The organism is Pseudomonas sp. FA-1, assembly GCF_056856075.1.
In genome coordinates this window covers 439,700-457,987 of record NZ_JBWXTH010000001.1, presented here as the reverse complement: position 1 = coordinate 457,987, position 18,288 = coordinate 439,700, and the positions used below count along the sequence as shown (strand labels likewise).

Genomic DNA, 18,288 nt, shown 5'->3' with positions numbered 1-18,288 from the left:
GGCTGGGAACTTCGCGGATTTACCCGCAAAGCAGGCGCCACTGAACGCACAGGCGAAAAAAAGGGAGGCCACCCGGGCCTCCCTTTTTCATGCAGCGGTATCGCTTAGAACAGCACGCGGGAACGGATGGTGCCCTTGACCTGCTGCAGCTTTTCCTGCGCCAGGTCGGAGTACTCGGCATCCACGTCGATGACCACGTAACCGACTTTCTCGTCGGTCTGCAGGAACTGGCCGGAGATGTTGATACCGTTTTCGGCGAACACTTTGTTGATCTCGCTGAGCACGCCCGGGATGTTTTCATGGATGTGCAGCAGGCGGTGCTTGCCAGGGTGCGCCGGCAGGGCGACTTCCGGGAAGTTGACCGACGAGACGGAAGTGCCGTTGTCGCTGTACTTGACCAGCTTCTCAGCCACTTCCAGGCCGATATTGGCCTGGGCTTCGGCAGTGGAACCACCGATGTGCGGGGTCAGGATCACGTTGTCCAGGCCACGCAGCGGGCTTTCGAACTGCTCGTCATTGGAGCGTGGCTCGACCGGGAACACGTCGATGGCGGCGCCGATCAGGTGCTTGTCCTTGATGGCGGCAGCCAGGTGGTCCAGCTCGACCACGGTGCCACGGGCAGCATTGATCAGGATCGAACCCTTCTTCATCGCGCGGATTTCCTTCTCGCCGATCATCCACTGGGTGGACGGCAGCTCAGGCACGTGCAGCGAGACGATGTCGGCCAGGCCCAGCAGCTCGTGCAGGCTGGTCACCTGGGTGGCGTTGCCCAGCGGCAGCTTGGTCAGCGGGTCGTAGAAGTACACCTGCATGCCCAGGCTTTCGGCCAGGACCGACAGCTGGGTGCCGATCGAGCCGTAGCCGACGATGCCCAGCTTCTTGCCACGGATCTCGAAGGAGTTGGCTGCGCTCTTGATCCAGCCACCGCGGTGGCAGGAAGCGTTCTTCTCGGGGATGCCGCGCAGCAGCAGGATGGCTTCGGCCAGCACCAGCTCGGCGACGGACCGGGTATTGGAGTAGGGGGCATTGAACACGGCGATGCCGCGCTCGCGAGCCGCGGCCAGGTCGACCTGATTGGTGCCGATGCAGAAGCAGCCGACTGCAACCAGCTTCTTCGCGCAGTCGAAGATCTCTTCGGTCAGCTGGGTGCGGGAGCGAATGCCGATGAAATGGGCGTCGGCGATCTTTTCCTTCAGCTCGGCTTCCGGCAAGGAACCAGTGAGGTATTCGATGTTGGTGTACCCGGCAGCCTTGAGGGTATCGACCGCATTCTGGTGCACACCTTCAAGAAGAAGGAACCTGATCTTGCTCTTGTCGAGAGAAGTCTTGCTCATCTGCGTAAACCTGTATCCCGGAGAAAAAATGGCAGGGGGTAAAGCGGCGCGGCGTCGGCCTTAGCACGAACGGCGGGAGCGCTATGCTAGCATACGCGACAGAAACTGAGCTTATCCCGACAGGTGAAGAGTGCTCAGGGTGACTATGAATAGTTCGAGAGTTCTACCGATGACCCACACAGCGGTACTTGATGAGCTGATGACCCTGGTCGACCCGAGCAAGGTCCTCACCGACCCGGCTTCGCTCGAGGCCTACGGCAAGGACTGGACCAAGCACTATCCACCGGCACCCTCGGCGATCGTCTTCCCGCGTTCGATCGAGCAGGTGCAGGCCATCGTCGCCTGGGCCAACCGCCACAAGGTCGCACTGGTGCCTTCGGGCGGGCGTACCGGCCTTTCCGGCGCCGCAGTCGCCGCCAATGGCGAAGTAGTGGTGGCCTTCGACGCCATGAACAAGATCCTGGACTTCAACGCCTTCGACCGTACCGTGGTGTGCCAGCCGGGCGTGGTCACTCGCCAGCTGCAACAGTTCGCCGAGGAGCACGGGCTTTACTACCCGGTTGACTTCGCCTCGTCCGGCTCCAGCCAGATCGGCGGCAACATCGGCACCAATGCCGGCGGGATCAAGGTCATTCGCTACGGTATGACCCGTAACTGGGTCGCTGGCATCAAAGTGGTGACCGGTAAGGGCGAGCTGCTCGAGCTGAACAAGGACCTGATCAAGAACGCCACCGGCTACGACCTGCGCCAGCTGTTCATCGGCGCCGAGGGCACGCTGGGCTTCGTGGTCGAGGCGACCATGCGCCTGGACCGTGCCCCGCGCAACCTCACCGCGATGGTCCTGGGCACCCCTGACTTCGACTCGATCATGCCGGTGCTGCACGCCTTCCAGGGCCGGCTCGACCTCACCGCCTTCGAGTTCTTCTCCGACAAGGCGCTGGCCAAGGTCATGGGGCGCGGTGACGTGCCGCCGCCGTTCGAGACCGATTGCCCGTTCTATGCCTTGCTGGAGTTCGAGGCCAGCAATGAGGACGTGGCCAACGAAGCCCTGGCCACCTTCGAGCACTGCGTCGAGCAGGGTTGGGTCCTCGATGGGGTGATGAGCCAGAGCGAGACCCAGTTGAAGAACCTGTGGAAGCTGCGCGAGTACATCTCCGAGACCATCTCCCACTGGACGCCTTACAAGAACGACATCTCGGTCACTGTCTCCAAGGTACCGGCGTTCCTGCGCGACATCGACGCCATCGTCGGCCAGCACTACCCGGATTTCGAAGTGGTCTGGTACGGCCATATCGGCGACGGCAACCTGCACCTGAACATCCTCAAGCCCGACCACATGGCCAAGGACGAGTTCTTCGCCCGCTGCGCCACGGTGAACAAATGGGTGTTCGAGATCGTCGAGCGCTACAACGGCTCGATCTCCGCCGAGCACGGCGTGGGCATGACCAAGCGAGACTACCTGGGCTACAGCCGCTCTCCCGCCGAAATCGTCTGCATGAAGGCGATCAAGGCGGTATTCGATCCAAACGGCATCATGAATCCGGGTAAGATCTTCGCTCCTGAATAAAAAGCAGTATCCAGAGGAGTCGGCCATGAGTTACCAGCACCAGTACCTAGACGGCACGCGCATCCACTTCCCGCTGGGCAAGGTGGTCTGCATCGGCCGTAACTATGCCGAGCACGCCAAGGAGCTGGACAACCCCATTCCCAGCGAGCCGCTGTTGTTCATCAAGCCGGGCAGTTGCGTGGTCCCTCTGGAAGGTGGCTTCAAGATCCCCAACGACCGCGGCGCGGTGCATTACGAGGCCGAGATCGCAGTATTGCTGGGCAAGCCGCTGTCCACCCACCCGTCCGAGGAAGAGGTGCGCGACGCCATCTCCGGGTTCGCCCCGGCCTTGGACCTGACCCTGCGCGACGTGCAGGCCAGGCTCAAGGAAAAGGGCCTGCCATGGGAGCTGGCCAAGAGCTTCGATGGCGCCTGCGTACTGCCGCCGTTCGTGGTCGCCGACAGCTTCGAGGACCTGACCGACATCGGCATCCGCCTGTCGATCAATGGCCAGGTGCGCCAGGACGGCAACAGCGCCCTGATGCTCAACCCCATCGTGCCGATCATCCAGCACATCGCGGCGTACTTCTCGCTGCAGCCGGGCGATGTGATCCTTACCGGTACGCCGGCGGGTGTGGGCCCACTGGAAGTCGGAGATGAGCTGGTGCTGGAGTTGCCGGGGGCGAGCCGGTTCGAAAGTCGGGTGCTCTGAACTGCGTATGGCTTGAGGTTTTTGGGGCCGCTGTGCGGCCCTTTCGCGGCACAAGGCCGCTCCTACAGGCGCGGCCGGACATGGTCCTGTAGGAGCGGCCTTGTGCCGCGAAAGGGCTGCAAAGCAGCCCCCATCGACGATTTGCCATTTTTTTCACAAAGCATCTGGATAATCCTGCCGATCACCTTCATCCGCCGGCGTTATGGAGAACTTCGGCAATCTATCCAGGAAGCATCGTCGATGGCCGTCTCCCCCAGCGCTCCCGTTCCTCCCCTGCACAAACGCAGCATCGTCCGGCGCTGGCAGCTCTGGCTCGGCCTGGCCGTGGTGCTCGGCTACGGCCTGTCGGTGATCATGCATTGGGATGACCGCGGCCTGCTGTGGCTCAAGGAAGGCATGGAGAGCAAGGCCGAGCGGGTGGAAAGCGTCTGGTTACCGGACTACGTGGCGGATATCGAGGCCAAGGTCCTGCCGGGCATGTCCGACGACGAGCCGTCGGACCTGGCGTTCAACCCTCTGACCCGTACCCTGTTCGCTGTGATGGGCAACAACCCCTTCCTCGTCGAGTTGAACCTCGACGGTGAGGTGCTGCGCAAGATGCCGCTGGTGGGCTGGGACAACCCGGAGGGCGTCGCCGTATTGGCCAACGGCCAACTGGCGATCGTCGACGAGCGCAAGCACGACCTGACCCTGGTGACCGTGGATGCCCATACTGCCAGCCTGAATCATGCCGACTACCCGCACTACGACCTGGGCAAGTCAGCCAACAAGAACAAGGGCTTCGAGGCCATCGCCTGGGATCCGGCGCACCAGCGGCTGCTGATCGGCGAGGAGCGCCCACCGAAGCTGTATACCTGGGCCACCGACGGCAAGAGCCCGTTGACCGGTGACAAGCAGGCGCTGCCCAGCGATGAGCTGGACCTGCGCAACCTCTCGGCGCTTGGCGTAGACCCTCGCACCGGCCACGTGCTGGTGCTGTCCGCAGACTCCAACATGCTGCTCGAGCTGGATGAAAAAGGTGAGCAGGTCAGCTTCATGACCCTGTTGGGGGGCTTCAACGGGCTCGAGCGTACCATTCCGCGCGCCGAAGGCGTGGCCATGGACGACCAGGGCACGCTGTACATGGTGAGCGAACCTGACCTTTTCTACCGATTCAGAAAAAACTGAGGCGGCCCGTCGTTTTTTCAGTAGTGGCATTAAGCTTTATTTCAGCTGATTCGTGGTTAGATTCGTCATTCTTTTGTCGAGTCTGCTCCCATGCGCCGCCGCCCACGTCTTTTTCGCTTCCTGGTCTTGCTCTTGGCTGGAGGGCTGCTGCTCGCCGGGCTTGCGGCACAGGAGTTTCGCCTGTTCGAGCGTGGCTGGTTCAACCTGCGCACCTGGTGGCAACCCGCTGAGCTGAGCATGGGGCTCGATCGCTACCAGGTCGTGGTGGAGGGGCAGCCCATCGAAGGGCTGGACGATGACATCTCGGCGCTGACCTACGACCCGGACCGCAAGAGCCTGTTCACCGTCACCAATGCCCGTTCGGAACTGATCGAGCTTTCCCTGGACGGGCGCATCCTGCGCCGTGTGCCGCTGACCGGCTTCGGCGACCCCGAGGCCGTCGAGTACGTGGGGCCCAACAGCTATGTGATCACCGACGAGCGCCAGCAGCGGTTGATCCGCGTGCGCCTGGACGACGACACACTGTTTCTCGACGCCAACGATGCCGAACAGCTCACGCTGGGCATCGGCCTGAACGGCAACAAGGGCTTCGAGGGCCTGGCCTACGACTCCGTGGGCAAGCGCCTGTTCGTGGCCAAGGAGCGCGACCCCATGATGATCTACGAGATCCACGGGTTCCCCCACGACAAGCCCGAACAGCCCTATGCCGTGCATGTGGTGCAGGACCGCAAGCGTGATTCGCGGTTGTTCGTGCGTGACCTGTCGAGCCTGCAGTTCGATGAGCGCAGCGGCCACCTGCTGGCGTTGTCGGACGAGTCGAGGCTGGTGCTGGAGCTGGATGTGAAGGGGCGGCCGTTGAGCACCCTGTCGTTGAACAAGGGCTTCCAGGGCCTCAAGCGCAGCGTGCCGCAGGCCGAGGGCATCGCCATGGACGATGCCGGGACCATCTACCTGGTCAGTGAGCCGAACCTGTTCTACGTGTTCAAGCAACCAGCAGATTGATACATCCATTGTAGGAGCGGCCTTGTGCCGCGATCGGGCGCGAAGCGGCCGTAAAACTTGCCACCTCGGTAACCCAGACAGACCGAGATTTCAGGGTTTACGGCCGCTTCGCGCCCGATCGCGGCACAAGGCCGCTCCTACAGGATTATTCGGCCTTGAGGCTCTTCACGCCTTCGGCAGTGCCCAGCAGCAACAGGTCGGCCGGGCGCGCCGCGAACAGGCCGTTGGTGACCACGCCGACGATGGCGTTGATCTGGCGCTCCAGGCCCACCGGGTCGGTGATCTGCAGGTTGTGCACATCGAGGATGACGTTGCCGTTGTCGGTCACCACGCCTTCGCGGTACACCGGGTCGCCGCCGAGCTTGACCAACTGGCGCGCTACATGGCTGCGGGCCATCGGGATCACTTCCACCGGCAGCGGGAAGGCACCCAGCACCGGCACCAGCTTGCTGGCATCGGCGATGCAGATGAAGGTCTTGGCCACCGCCGCGACGATCTTCTCGCGGGTCAGGGCCGCGCCGCCGCCCTTGATCAGGTTCAGGTGCGCGTCGCTTTCGTCGGCGCCGTCGACGTAGAACTCCAGCTCGCTGACGCTGTTGAGCTCGTAGACAGGAATGCCATGGCCTTTCAGGCGCTCGGCGGTGGCCTCGGAGCTGGCGACGGCGCCGTCGAAGGCGGTCTTGTGCTTGGCCAGGGCATCGATGAAGAAGTTGGCGGTCGAACCGGTGCCGACGCCGACGACGCTTTTCTCATCCAGCTTGGGCAGAATGAAGTCGACGGCAGCCTGGGCGACGGCCTGTTTGAGTTGGTCCTGGGTCATGCGGGCTCCGAGAGGGCGGGAGTTCGAAAGCTGCCTATTATAGCGGCAAGCGCCAGCAAAACGTCGGTTTCGCTGTGGTCGCCCGACGTGGCGCTGGGGTAGACTCCCAGGCCTTGTCCCGCGGCCCAGTGATGCTTTCCCGATGCTCGAACAGTACGTCAAGAAGATCCTCACCTCGCGCGTCTACGACGTCGCCGTCGAAACCCCGCTGCAGAGCGCCGGCCAGCTGAGCAAGCGGTTGGGCAACCAGGTCCTGCTCAAGCGCGAGGACCTGCAGCCGGTGTTCTCCTTCAAGATCCGCGGGGCGTACAACAAGCTGGCGCAGCTGAGCCCGGAAGAACTGGCCCGTGGCGTGGTCACCGCCTCGGCCGGCAACCACGCCCAGGGCGTGGCCCTGGCCGCACGGGAGTTGGGCATCAAGGCGACCATCGTGATGCCCAAGACTACCCCGGAGATCAAGGTCGAAGGCGTGCGCTCGCGGGGCGGCAAGGTGGTGCTGCATGGCGACTCCTTCCCCGAGGCGCTGGCCTATTCCCTGAAGCTGGTGGACGAAAAGGGCTTTGTCTACATCCACCCCTATGACGACCCGCATACCATCGCCGGGCAAGGTACCGTGGCCATGGAGATTTTGCGCCAGCACCCAGGCCGTCTGGACGCGATCTTCGTGCCGGTCGGTGGCGGCGGCCTGATCGCCGGCATCGCCGCCTACGTGAAGTACCTGCGCCCGGAGATCAAGGTGATCGGCGTCGAGCCGGACGACTCCAACTGCCTGCAGGCCGCCCTGGCTGCCGGCGAGCGGGTGGTGCTGCCACAGGTCGGGCTGTTCGCCGACGGCGTGGCGGTGGCGCAGATCGGCCAGCATACCTTCGACATCTGCCGTCACCATGTGGATGAGGTGGTGACGGTCAGTACCGACGAAATCTGCGCTGCCATCAAGGATATCTACGACGATACCCGCTCGATCACCGAGCCTGCCGGCGCCTTGGGCGTCGCGGGCATCAAGAAGTACGTGGAGCTGCGTGGGGTGACGGGCCAGACCCTGGTGGCCATCGACTCCGGCGCCAACGTCAACTTCGACCGCCTGCGCCATGTGGCCGAGCGCGCCGAGCTGGGCGAGAAGCGCGAGGCGATCATCGCTGTGACCATTCCTGAGCGCCCGGGCAGCTTCAAGGCTTTCTGCGAGGCCATCGGCAAGCGCCAGATCACCGAGTTCAACTACCGGTACCACGCCGACAAGGAAGCACACATCTTCGTCGGCATGCAGACCCATCCGGAAACCGACCCGCGGGCCGCCCTGGTGCAACAGCTGGTCGAGCAAGGGTTCCCGGTCACCGACCTGACCGACAACGAGCTGGCCAAGCTGCATATCCGCCACATGGTCGGCGGCCATTCGGCAGGGGCCAGCGACGAGATGGTGCTGCGCTTCGAGTTCCCGGAGCGCCCGGGTGCCTTGTTCAACTTCCTGACCAAGCTGGGCGGGCGCTGGAACATCTCCATGTTCCACTACCGCAACCATGGTGCCGCCGATGGCCGGGTGGTGGCAGGCCTGCAGGTGCCGGACGACGAGCGCCATCTGGTACCGGCGGCCCTGGCCAAGATCGGCTACCCGTACTGGGACGAGACCGACAACCCAGCCTACAAGCTGTTCCTGGGTTGAGCGACTAAGCTTGGCCTAACACTCAAGGACGTGAAGCAATGGAATACCTGACCACCCTCAAGGCCGCGCACATCGCCGCCACCGTATTGCTGCTGGCCGGCGCCCTGGGCCTGGCCGCCTGGACCCTGCTCGCTCGGCGGCGTGGCGATGAGCAGGCATATGGCAAGTTGCTGCGTCGACCGCTGGTGTTCGTCTGGTTGCTGATGGGGCTGTGCCTGGTGAGCATGCCGTTCACCGGCTGGTGGCTGGTGCACCTGGTCGGCTGGCCGCTGGGCCAGACCTGGATCCTGGCCTCGAGCGTCATCTATACGCTCGGTGCGTTCAGCGCCTGGTGGTTGCTGGTGCGCCTGAACCGGCTGCGCAAGGCCGAGCCTGTCGGGCTTCGTTTTACCCTGGCGCTGGCGGTGATCAGCGGGGTGTGCTTGCTGTCCATTGCCGGGCTGATGGGCGCCAAACCGGTTTGATGCTTGGAGCCGCTACGCGCCCCATCGCGGGCAAGCCTGCTTCCACAGGGCCGCACAGCGGCCCCGCCCCTGTCACCTATTTTTCACCAAAGCTACGTATACCCAGTATCACCGGGCTTACCTCGTAAACCATAGAGTTTTCACCTCGCCGCACATAAGCTTGGCGGGCGCGTTGCTGCGCTCGTGAGCTTTGTGGAACAATGCGATGACATGCGTTTGCGAGGTTGCTGCCGTGATCGACCCGGATGGTTTTCGCCCCAATGTCGGGATCATTCTCGCGAATGATGCCGGGCAGGTGCTATGGGCTCGCCGGATCAACCAGGATGCCTGGCAGTTCCCCCAGGGTGGCATCAACCCTGACGAGACGCCGGAAGATGCCCTGTACCGCGAGTTGAACGAAGAAGTGGGCCTGGAGCGCGAGGATGTGGAAATTCTTGCCTGCACCCGTGGCTGGTTGCGGTATCGTTTACCCCAGCGACTGGTGCGCACCCATAGCCAGCCTTTGTGCATCGGTCAGAAACAGAAGTGGTTCCTGCTGCGCCTGGTTTCCAACGAGCAGCGGGTGCGCATGGACCTGACCGGCAAGCCGGAATTCGACGGCTGGCGTTGGGTCAGCTACTGGTATCCCTTGGGCCAGGTGGTGACATTCAAGCGCGAGGTCTATCGCCGCGCCTTGAAAGAGCTTGCCCCGCGCCTGTTGACGCGCGACTGACGACGGAGTCCGACCCCGAGCCATGCTCAATACGCTGCGCAAGATCGTCCAGGAAGTTAACTCCGCCAAAGATCTCAAGACGGCGTTGGGGATCATTGTCTTGCGCGTCAAGGAAGCCATGGGCAGCCAGGTCTGCTCGGTCTACCTGCTCGACCCGGACAGCAACCGCTTCGTGTTGATGGCCACCGAAGGCCTGAACAAGCGCTCCATCGGCAAGGTCAGCATGGCCCCCAACGAAGGCCTGGTCGGCCTGGTCGGTACCCGGGAAGAGCCGCTGAACCTCGAGGACGCCGCCGCCCACCCCCGTTACCGCTACTTCGCCGAAACCGGCGAGGAGCGCTTTGCCTCCTTCCTCGGTGCACCGATCATCCACCACCGCCGCGTGGTGGGCGTGTTGGTCATCCAGCAGAAGGAACGCCGCCAGTTCGATGAAGGCGAGGAAGCCTTCCTGGTCACCATGAGCGCCCAGCTCGCCGGCGTGATCGCCCATGCCGAGGCTACCGGCTCCATCCGCGGCCTGGGCCGCCAGGGCAAGGGCATCCAGGAGGCCCGTTTCGTCGGCGTGCCCGGTTCGCCGGGCGCTGCCGTCGGCAGGGCCGTGGTGATGCTGCCGCCGGCCGACCTGGAAGTGGTCCCGGACAAGACCGTCGAGGACATCGACACCGAACTCAAGCTGTTCAACAACGCCCTGGAGGGCGTTCGCGCCGACATGCGCAAGCTGTCGGCCAAGCTCGCCACCCAGCTGCGCCCTGAAGAGCGCGCGCTGTTCGACGTCTACCTGATGATGCTCGAGGATGCCGCCCTCGGTGGTGAGGTGATCGAGGTCATCAAGACCGGCCAGTGGGCCCAGGGCGCTCTGCGCCAGGTCGTGGGCGAGCACGTCAACCGTTTCGAGCTGATGGACGATGACTACCTGCGCGAGCGGGCTTCGGACGTCAAGGACCTCGGCCGCCGTCTGCTGGCCTATCTCCAGCAAGCGCGCTCGCAGTCGCTGGTCTATGCCGACAACACCATCCTGGTCAGCGAGGAGCTGACCCCGGCCATGCTGGGCGAGGTGCCCGAAGGCAAGCTGGTAGGCCTGGTCTCGGTACTGGGGTCGGGCAACTCGCACGTGGCGATCCTGGCGCGGGCCATGGGTATCCCGACGGTCATGGGCCTGGTCGACCTGCCGTATTCGAAGGTCGACGGCATCGAGCTGATCGTCGACGGCTACAAGGGTGAAGTGTTCACCAACCCGGGCGAGGTGCTGCGCAAGCAGTACAGCGACGTGGTCGAGGAAGAGCGCCAGCTCGCCCAGGGGCTGGATGCCCTGCGCGAACTGCCCTGCGTCACCCCGGACGGCCACCGCATGCCGCTGTGGGTCAACACCGGCTTGCTCGCCGATGTCGCCCGTGCCCAGCAGCGCGGCGCCGAAGGCGTGGGCCTGTACCGCACCGAAGTGCCGTTCATGATCAACCAACGCTTCCCCAGCGAGAAGGAACAGCTGGCGATCTATCGTGAGCAGCTGCAGGCGTTCCACCCGTTGCCGGTGACCATGCGCAGCCTCGACATCGGTGGCGACAAAGCGCTTTCGTATTTCCCGATCAAGGAAGAAAACCCCTTCCTTGGCTGGCGCGGCATCCGCGTCACCCTCGACCACCCGGAAATCTTCCTGGTGCAGACCCGCGCCATGCTCAAGGCCAGCGAGGGCTTGAACAACCTGCGCATCCTGTTGCCGATGATTTCCGGCATCCATGAGCTGGAAGAGGCGTTGCATCTGATCCACCGCGCCTGGGGCGAGGTGCGGGATGAAGGTACCGACGTGCCGATGCCGCCGGTCGGGGTGATGGTCGAAATTCCTGCGGCGGTCTACCAGACCCGTGAGCTAGCACGCCAGGTGGACTTCCTCTCGGTCGGCTCCAACGACCTGACCCAGTACCTGCTGGCGGTCGACCGTAACAACCCGCGGGTCGCCGACCTCTACGACTACCTGCACCCAGCCGTGCTGCAAGCCCTGCAGACGGTGGTGCGTGACGCCCACGCCGAAGGCAAGCCGGTGAGCATCTGCGGTGAGATGGCCGGTGACCCGGCTGCGGCCGTGCTGTTGATGGCCATGGGCTTCGACAGCCTGTCGATGAACGCCACCAACCTGCCGAAGGTGAAGTGGATGCTGCGCCAGATCAACCTGAGCAAGGCCAAGGAGCTGCTGACCGAGGCCATGGCCCATGACAACCCGCAGGTTATCCACAGTGCGCTGCAGCTGGCCCTGAAGAACCTGGGGCTGGCGCGGATGATCGGGCCTGGGGCCAACAAGACTCTGTAACCGAGGTGTCTTGATCGCCGGCAAGCCGGCTCCCACCTGTCCTGCGCTGTTTTCAGAGACACCGCTATACCTGTGGGAGCCGGCTTGCCGGCGATGGGGTACTGACGACGCCCTCCTCAGACTTCCAGCGCCACTTCTCCCAGATGGCCACCAAACGGCCCGAAACTGCGCTCGATCATCCGTCGCCGCCCCTGAGCATCCACGATCAGCACCGTACTGGCCCGTGTCCCGTAGTTCTGGCTGGCGATAAACACACTCGACAGTAGCTTCTCGGTCGCCAGCCCTACACCGGTTTCCGGCAGATCAGCTTCCGGTGCAGGCTTGCCATCACCCAGCAACCCCAGCAGCCGCTGCGGGTCCGGGTCGTCGAGCACGGCCTGCAGCCCTCTGCGTGCCTTGACCAGTTTGGGCCAGGGCGTATCCAACCCGGCATTGGACACGCCATATATACCCGGCTCGAGCAGGCGCGGCGCCACCTCGCGGGCATGCAGGTAACCCAGCCGCTCGCCGTCGCCCACCAGCAGGTTGAACCCTGAATACTGGCTGGCGCGGCTGGCCACCTGATCCAGATAGGCGTCCACGTCCAGCGTGCCACTGAGGTAGGCCGCCACCAGTTCGCCACGGGAACGCGGCCCAAGGGGCTGGCCGGGGTCGCGAATGTTGGTCAGTGCGGCGAACCGACCGTTCGGGCCGACACCCAGCCAGGTGCCGCCGGCTTCCAGGTCGCGCCCGGCATACACGCCGGGGGCATCCTTCCAGGCCTCCAGGGCCTGGGTGGGGCGGGCATAGAATTCGTCGCGGTTGGCCGCGACGATCAGCGGCAGGGCATGTCCTGGCCGCCAGGCGAACACGATCAGGCACATGGCAGGGCCTCGGTTGTTTTGGCCACTCTACCGGCTGACCCGTGTCGATCCAACATCTGACACAGAGTTCACTAGAGCCCCGGGGCTGGCATCCGTTACCATGCCGGATTGTTTCCATGGGGACGGCGAATGGAATTCGTACTCTATCTGTTGTTGGGCGCATGTGCCGGCGTACTGGCGGGCCTGTTCGGCGTGGGCGGTGGCATCATCATCGTGCCGGTGCTGGTGTTCAGCTTCACCTTGCAGGGCTTCGACCCGTCGGTGCTGACCCACCTGGCCGTCGGTACCTCGCTGGCGACCATCGTCTTCACCTCCATCAACGCCGTGCTGGAGCACCAGCGCAAGGGCGCGGTGCAATGGCCGATCTTCGCCTGGATGACCCTGGGCATCCTCATCGGTGCCGGCATCGGCGCCAAGACCGCCTCGTTGATCCAGGGGCCGATGCTGCAGAAGATCATCGGCGTGTTCGCCCTGGTGATCGCCGTGCAGATGGCCCTGGACCTCAAGCCCAAGGCCAGCCGTGGCATCCCCGGCAAGCCCGGGTTGGTCGGCGCTGGCGGAGTGATCGGCTGGGCCTCGGCGATCTTCGGTATCGGCGGCGGCTCGCTGACCGTGCCGTTCCTGACCTGGCGCAGCCTGCCGATGCAGAAGGCCGTGGCCACCTCCTCGGCCTGCGGCCTGCCGATCGCCCTGGCCAGCGCCCTGAGCTTCATGTGGCTGGGCTGGCACGACGAGCACCTGCCGGCCCACAGCCTGGGTTACGTCTACCTACCTGCGCTGGTGGGTATTGCCGTGACCAGCATGTTTTTCGCCCGCTTCGGCGCGCGCCTGGCACACCGGTTGTCGCCGCGTCTGCTCAAGCGCCTGTTTGCCGCGCTGCTGTTCTGCGTCGGCCTGAGCTTCCTGATTTGACCTAGAGGAACCACCATGCTGCCTTACCCGCAGATCGACCCCGTGGCCGTGGCCATCGGTCCGCTGAAAATCCATTGGTACGGGTTGATGTACCTGATCGGCATCGGCGGTGCCTGGCTGCTCGCCTCGCGTCGGCTGAACCGCTTCGACCCCACCTGGACCCGCGAAAAACTCTCCGACCTGGTGTTCTGGCTGTCGATGGGCGTGATCGTCGGCGGGCGCCTGGGCTACGTGCTGTTCTATGACCTGCACCAGTACCTGGCCAACCCGACCTTGATCTTAGAAGTGTGGAAGGGCGGCATGTCATTCCATGGCGGGTTCATCGGCGTGATGCTGGCGGCGCTGTGGTTCGGCAAGCGCAACAACAAGTCGTTCTTCGAACTGATGGATTTCGTCGCCCCACTGGTGCCGATCGGCCTGGGCGCCGGGCGCATCGGCAACTTCATCAATGCCGAGCTATGGGGCAAGGCCACCGACGTGCCCTGGGCGATGGTCTTCCCGCCGTTCAGCGACCCGGCCCAGCTGCCGCGTCACCCGTCGCAGCTGTATCAGTTCGCCCTCGAAGGTGTGGCATTATTCGTCATCCTCTGGCTGTACTCGCGCAAGCCGCGCCCGACCATGGCCGTCTCCGGCATGTTCGCATTGTTCTACGGCATCTTCCGCTTCATCGTGGAATTCGTGCGGGTGCCCGACGCCCAGCTGGGCTACATCGCCTTCGGCTGGTTGACCATGGGTCAGCTGCTCTGCGTGCCGATGATCGTCGGCGGCATCTTCCTGATCTGGTGGGCCTACAACCGTAAACCGACGGCCAAGGCCACCGTTTGACTCTCACGGCAGGGGCGATCCTCCTGCCGTTCTTGCTACAGGTAAGCCATGAAACAGTATCTAGACCTGGTCCGCGACGTCATCGAAAACGGCACGTTGCAGGAAAACCGCACCGGTATCCGCACCATCAGCCTGCCGGGCGCCATGCTGCGTTTCGACCTGCAAAAGGGCTTCCCGGCCATCACCACGCGCAAGCTGGCGTTCAAGTCGGCGATCGGCGAGATGGTGGGCTTCCTGCGCGGCGTGAAGAACGCCGGCCAGTTCCGCGAGCTGGGCTGCAAGGTCTGGGACCAGAACGCCAACGAAAATGCCCAGTGGCTGGCCAACCCGTTCCGCCAGGGCCATGACGACCTCGGCGAGATCTACGGTGTGCAGTGGCGCCAGTGGCCGGGCTACAAGCGCATCCCGCTGAGCAACCCGGCTGCCATCGAAATGGCCGAGAAGGCAGGTTTCCGCCGGATCGCCCAGGACGAGGAAGACGGCCAGGCGTTCGTCATCCTGTACAAGGCCATCGACCAGGTGCGCCAGTGCCTGGACACCATCGCCAACGACCCGGGCAGCCGGCGCATCCTGTTCCACGGCTGGAACTGCGCCCAGCTCGATGAAATGGCGCTGCCGCCGTGCCACCTGCTGTACCAGTTCCACCCCAATGTCGAGACGCGGGAAATCTCCCTGACCCTCTACATCCGCTCCAACGACCTGGGCCTGGGCACGCCGTTCAACCTGACCGAGGGCGCAGCGCTGCTGTCGCTGTTCGGCCGCCTGACCGGCTATACCCCACGCTGGTTCACCTACTTCATCGGCGATGCCCATGTGTACGAGAACCACCTGGACATGTTGAACGAGCAGATGAAGCGCGAGCCGCTGGCAGCGCCGAAGCTGGTGATCAGCGACCGGGTACCGGCCTTTGCCGAGACGGGCAAATACGAGCCCGAGTGGCTGGAGCAGATCGAGCCGAGCGACTTCTGGCTGGAAGGGTACGAGCACCATGCGCCGATGACGGCGCCGATGGCGGTCTGACCTCTGGATCGTCGGGGCTGCTGCGCAGCCCATCGCGGGGCAAGCCCGCTCCTACAGGTTTGGCGCCGATCCTGATCTTGTGCTGTGTCTGTGGGAGCGGGCTTGTCCCGCGATGGGCCGCAAGATCAATGTCCGTGGCTGCGCCCCACATGCGAGTGTTCGGTCTCGGGCACCGATACCGCCCCGTTCGTCTCCAACTGTTGCAGGATCGCGCACTCCGACCCTTTGGCATTGCATCGCTGGCGCAACTCCACCAGTTGCGCCTGCAACGCCATCAATCCATCGATCCGCGCCTGCACATGCTCGATATGTTCGTCGATCAGCGCATTGACGCTGCCGCACGAGCCATCGGGGCTGTCACGTAGCGTCAGCAGGCTGCGGATCTCGTCCAGGGTCATGTCCAGTGTGCGGCAATTGCGGATGAAGGTCAGTCGCTCCACATGGGCCTGGGTGTAGAGCCGGTAGTTGCCTTCGGTGCGTGCCGGTTCCGGCAGCAATTGCTCGCGCTCGTAGTAACGGATGGTCTCCACGGCGCAATCGGTGGCCTTGGCCAGTTCTCCGATCTTCATGGCGAATCTCCAGGGGAGGGGTTGACCCTATAGTGGCTACAGGGTGTTCACTTGGCAACAACCCACTTTGTAGACGCGGGCTTGCCCACGCCTACAAAGGCCAGTGCTCAGTTAAGGACGCGTCCATGAACCAGCCTGTCAGCCATGAACACACGCATGACCACGCCCATGACCACGGCCAGGAAGGCCATCGCCATGATGCCCACGCCCACAGCTGCTGCAGCGCCGCGGCGGCACCTGCTAGGGTGAAACTGACCCAGGCAGCCAGCGCCGGCGCTCGGCTCAGCCGCTTCCGCATCGAGGCGATGGACTGCCCTACCGAGCAGAGCCTGATCCAGGACAAGCTCGGCAAGCTGGCCGGGGTCGAGCAACTGGAATTCAACCTGATCAACCGGGTGCTCGGTGTGCATCACACCCTGGGCGGCACCGCCGAGATCGAACAGGCCATCGACAGCCTGGGCATGCATGCCGAGCTCCTGGCCAGCGAGGACGACGGTACCCACACCGCGCCGCAGCCCGGCAAGACCCGTTGGTGGCCGCTGGCGCTTTCCGGCGTGGCGGCGATCGCCGCCGAGGTGGTGCACTTCGCTGACCTGGCGCCGGAATGGGTCGTTGCCGCCCTGGCGCTGGTGGCCATCCTGGGCTGTGGCCTGGGGACCTACAAGAAGGGCTGGATCGCCCTGAAGAACCGCAACCTCAACATCAACGCCTTGATGAGCATCGCCGTCACCGGCGCGGTGTTGATCGGCCAATGGCCGGAAGCGGCCATGGTCATGGTGTTGTTCACGGTCGCCGAACTGATCGAGGCACGTTCGCTGGACCGTGCCCGCAACGCCATCGGTGGCTTGATGCAACTGAGCCCGGACATGGCTACGGTACGACAGGCCGATGGCCAGTGGCGTGAGGTGGAGGTTCGCGAGGTGGCCTTGGGGGCGTTGGTGCGGGTGCGCCCGGGCGAGCGCATCGGTCTGGATGGCGAAGTGGTCAGCGGGCAATCGAGCGTCGATCAGGCGCCGATCACCGGCGAAAGCCTGCCGGTCGAAAAGGCGGTGGGCGACAAGCTGTTCGCCGGTACCATCAACCAGGCCGGCGCGCTGGAGTACCGCGTCACGGCCCTGGCCGGCCAGTCGACCCTGGCGCGCATCATCAAGGCCGTCGAAGAGGCCCAGGGCGCCCGGGCACCGACCCAGCGCTTCGTCGACCAGTTCTCGCGTATCTACACGCCGGCGGTATTCGTCGTGGCCCTGGCGGTGGCGATCATCCCGCCGTTGTTCATGGCCGGCGCCTGGTTCGACTGGATCTACCGTGCCCTGGTGCTGCTGGTGGTGGCATGCCCGTGCGCACTGGTGATCTCCACGCCGGTGACCATCGTCAGCGGCCTGGCCGCCGCGGCGCGCAAGGGCATCCTGATCAAGGGCGGAGTCTACCTGGAGGGCGGCCGCAAGCTGGACTTCCTCGCCCTGGACAAGACCGGCACCATCACCCATGGCAAGCCGGTGCAGACCGACAGCAAAGTCCTCGATCCGTTGTTCGAAGGCCGTGCCCAGGCCTTGGCCGCGAGCCTCGCGGCGCGCTCCGACCATCCGGTTTCTGGGGCCATCGCCGAGCTGGCGCGAGCGCAAGGCCTGGCCTTGGAAGAGGTCGGCGAATTCACCGCCCTGGCCGGCCGTGGCGTGCGCGGTGAAATCGGCGGCGTGCGCTATCACCTGGGCAACCATCGCCTGGTCGAGGAGCTGGGCCTGTGCTCGCCAGCGCTCGAGGCCGAGCTGGATCAACTGGAGCGCCAAGGCAAGACAGTGGTGCTGTTGCTCGACGGCTCCGGCCCGCTGGCGCTGTTCGCCGTGGCCGACACGGTCAAGGACAGCAGCCGCCAGGCCATCGCCGAACTGCACGCGCTGGGCATCAAGACTGTCATGCTGACCGGCGACAATCCGCACACGGCCCAGGCCATCGCCGCCCAGGTGGGCATCGACCGCGCCGAGGGCAACCTGCTGCCTGCGGACAAGCTCGGCAGCATCGAGCAGCTGTATGCCCAGGGGCATCGTGTGGGTATGGTCGGCGATGGCATAAACGACGCACCGGCCCTGGCCCGTGCCGAGATCGGTTTCGCCATGGCGGCCGCGGGCACCGACACCGCCATCGAGACCGCCGATGTGGCACTGATGGACGATGACTTGCGCAAAATCCCCGCCTTCGTCAGGCTGTCGCGCCAAAGTGCGGCGATACTCACCCAGAACATCGTGCTGGCCCTGGGTATCAAGGCGATTTTCCTGGCGATCACTTTCGCCGGCCTGGCGACCATGTGGATGGCGGTGTTCGCCGACATGGGCGTGAGCCTGCTGGTGGTGTTCAACGGCTTGCGCCTGCTGCGCAAATAGAGGTT

16 protein-coding genes are annotated in these 18,288 nt (G+C 64.3%); 12 read left to right on the top strand and 4 right to left on the bottom strand.

Translation table 11 applies throughout. The annotated features are described in order from the left end of the window. Positions 1-104 precede the first annotated feature (104 nt). Positions 105-1,334, bottom strand: a complete 1,230-nt coding sequence (serA, locus tag AC1MHZ_RS02085; protein ID WP_084853736.1) for a phosphoglycerate dehydrogenase — start codon at positions 1,332-1,334, stop codon at positions 105-107. Positions 1,335-1,503: 169 nt separating this feature from the next. Here serA and AC1MHZ_RS02080 point away from each other — a divergent pair, with 169 nt between their 5' ends. The 4 genes from AC1MHZ_RS02080 to AC1MHZ_RS02065 all read left to right on the top strand — a co-directional run bounded on the left by AC1MHZ_RS02080 (position 1,504) and on the right by AC1MHZ_RS02065 (position 5,761). Continuing rightward, positions 1,504-2,901 carry an FAD-binding oxidoreductase gene (locus AC1MHZ_RS02080; RefSeq protein WP_084853737.1) on the top strand — a complete coding sequence of 466 codons (1,398 nt, stop codon included), beginning with the start codon at positions 1,504-1,506 and terminating at the stop codon, positions 2,899-2,901. Positions 2,902-2,926: 25 nt separating this feature from the next. Next, the gene (locus AC1MHZ_RS02075) at positions 2,927-3,592 is read left to right on the top strand and encodes a fumarylacetoacetate hydrolase family protein (RefSeq protein ID WP_368828793.1); all 666 of its coding nucleotides are present in this window, start codon (positions 2,927-2,929) and stop codon (positions 3,590-3,592) included. A gap of 240 nt (positions 3,593-3,832) precedes the next feature. Then, the gene (locus AC1MHZ_RS02070; protein ID WP_482965972.1) at positions 3,833-4,759 is read left to right on the top strand and encodes an SdiA-regulated domain-containing protein; all 927 of its coding nucleotides are present in this window, start codon (positions 3,833-3,835) and stop codon (positions 4,757-4,759) included. Between the two features lie 90 nt (positions 4,760-4,849). Continuing rightward, the gene (locus AC1MHZ_RS02065) at positions 4,850-5,761 is read left to right on the top strand and encodes an SdiA-regulated domain-containing protein (RefSeq protein ID WP_084853741.1); all 912 of its coding nucleotides are present in this window, start codon (positions 4,850-4,852) and stop codon (positions 5,759-5,761) included. Positions 5,762-5,906: 145 nt separating this feature from the next. Here the strand turns inward: AC1MHZ_RS02065 and rpiA are convergent, their stop codons facing one another. Next, positions 5,907-6,581, bottom strand: coding sequence for a ribose-5-phosphate isomerase RpiA (gene rpiA, locus AC1MHZ_RS02060; RefSeq protein WP_084853742.1), 675 nt, complete (start codon positions 6,579-6,581; stop codon positions 5,907-5,909). A 142-nt stretch (positions 6,582-6,723) separates the two neighbouring features. Between rpiA and ilvA the strand changes: the two genes are divergently transcribed. The 4 genes from ilvA (at position 6,724) to ptsP (ending at position 11,716) form a co-directional block, all read left to right on the top strand. Continuing rightward, on the top strand, positions 6,724-8,238 hold the full coding sequence (gene ilvA, locus AC1MHZ_RS02055) for a threonine ammonia-lyase, biosynthetic (protein WP_482965971.1): 1,515 nt from the start codon (positions 6,724-6,726) through the stop codon (positions 8,236-8,238). Positions 8,239-8,276: 38 nt separating this feature from the next. Further along, complete coding sequence (locus AC1MHZ_RS02050; RefSeq protein WP_084853746.1) at positions 8,277-8,702, top strand: DUF2269 family protein; 426 nt, start codon at positions 8,277-8,279, stop codon at positions 8,700-8,702. A gap of 232 nt (positions 8,703-8,934) precedes the next feature. After that, entirely contained in the window at positions 8,935-9,414 is a 480-nt protein-coding gene (locus AC1MHZ_RS02045) for an RNA pyrophosphohydrolase (protein WP_482966034.1), read from the top strand. 22 nt (positions 9,415-9,436) lie between these two features. Continuing rightward, the gene (gene ptsP / locus AC1MHZ_RS02040; RefSeq protein WP_465001542.1) at positions 9,437-11,716 is read left to right on the top strand and encodes a phosphoenolpyruvate--protein phosphotransferase; all 2,280 of its coding nucleotides are present in this window, start codon (positions 9,437-9,439) and stop codon (positions 11,714-11,716) included. A 116-nt stretch (positions 11,717-11,832) separates the two neighbouring features. Here ptsP and AC1MHZ_RS02035 read toward each other — a convergent pair whose 3' ends face one another. After that, entirely contained in the window at positions 11,833-12,579 is a 747-nt protein-coding gene (locus AC1MHZ_RS02035) for an NRDE family protein (RefSeq protein ID WP_482965970.1), read from the bottom strand. A gap of 129 nt (positions 12,580-12,708) precedes the next feature. Here AC1MHZ_RS02035 and AC1MHZ_RS02030 point away from each other — a divergent pair, with 129 nt between their 5' ends. Genes AC1MHZ_RS02030 through AC1MHZ_RS02020 form a run of 3 tightly spaced genes read left to right on the top strand, consistent with a single transcriptional unit; the run spans position 12,709 to position 15,336 of the window. Then, the gene (locus AC1MHZ_RS02030; protein WP_084853750.1) at positions 12,709-13,491 is read left to right on the top strand and encodes a sulfite exporter TauE/SafE family protein; all 783 of its coding nucleotides are present in this window, start codon (positions 12,709-12,711) and stop codon (positions 13,489-13,491) included. Between the two features lie 15 nt (positions 13,492-13,506). Then, positions 13,507-14,316 carry a prolipoprotein diacylglyceryl transferase gene (gene lgt, locus AC1MHZ_RS02025; RefSeq protein ID WP_084853752.1) on the top strand — a complete coding sequence of 270 codons (810 nt, stop codon included), beginning with the start codon at positions 13,507-13,509 and terminating at the stop codon, positions 14,314-14,316. A gap of 48 nt (positions 14,317-14,364) precedes the next feature. Continuing rightward, the gene (locus AC1MHZ_RS02020; RefSeq protein ID WP_084853753.1) at positions 14,365-15,336 is read left to right on the top strand and encodes a thymidylate synthase; all 972 of its coding nucleotides are present in this window, start codon (positions 14,365-14,367) and stop codon (positions 15,334-15,336) included. A gap of 125 nt (positions 15,337-15,461) precedes the next feature. Here AC1MHZ_RS02020 and cadR read toward each other — a convergent pair whose 3' ends face one another. Further along, positions 15,462-15,905: a cadmium resistance transcriptional regulator CadR gene (cadR, locus tag AC1MHZ_RS02015; RefSeq protein ID WP_084853755.1), complete on the bottom strand. Its 444-nt coding sequence runs from the start codon at positions 15,903-15,905 to the stop codon at positions 15,462-15,464. A 125-nt stretch (positions 15,906-16,030) separates the two neighbouring features. Between cadR and AC1MHZ_RS02010 the strand changes: the two genes are divergently transcribed. Then, positions 16,031-18,283, top strand: coding sequence for a heavy metal translocating P-type ATPase (locus tag AC1MHZ_RS02010; RefSeq protein WP_084853756.1), 2,253 nt, complete (start codon positions 16,031-16,033; stop codon positions 18,281-18,283). The last annotated feature ends 5 nt before the right edge of the window (positions 18,284-18,288 follow it).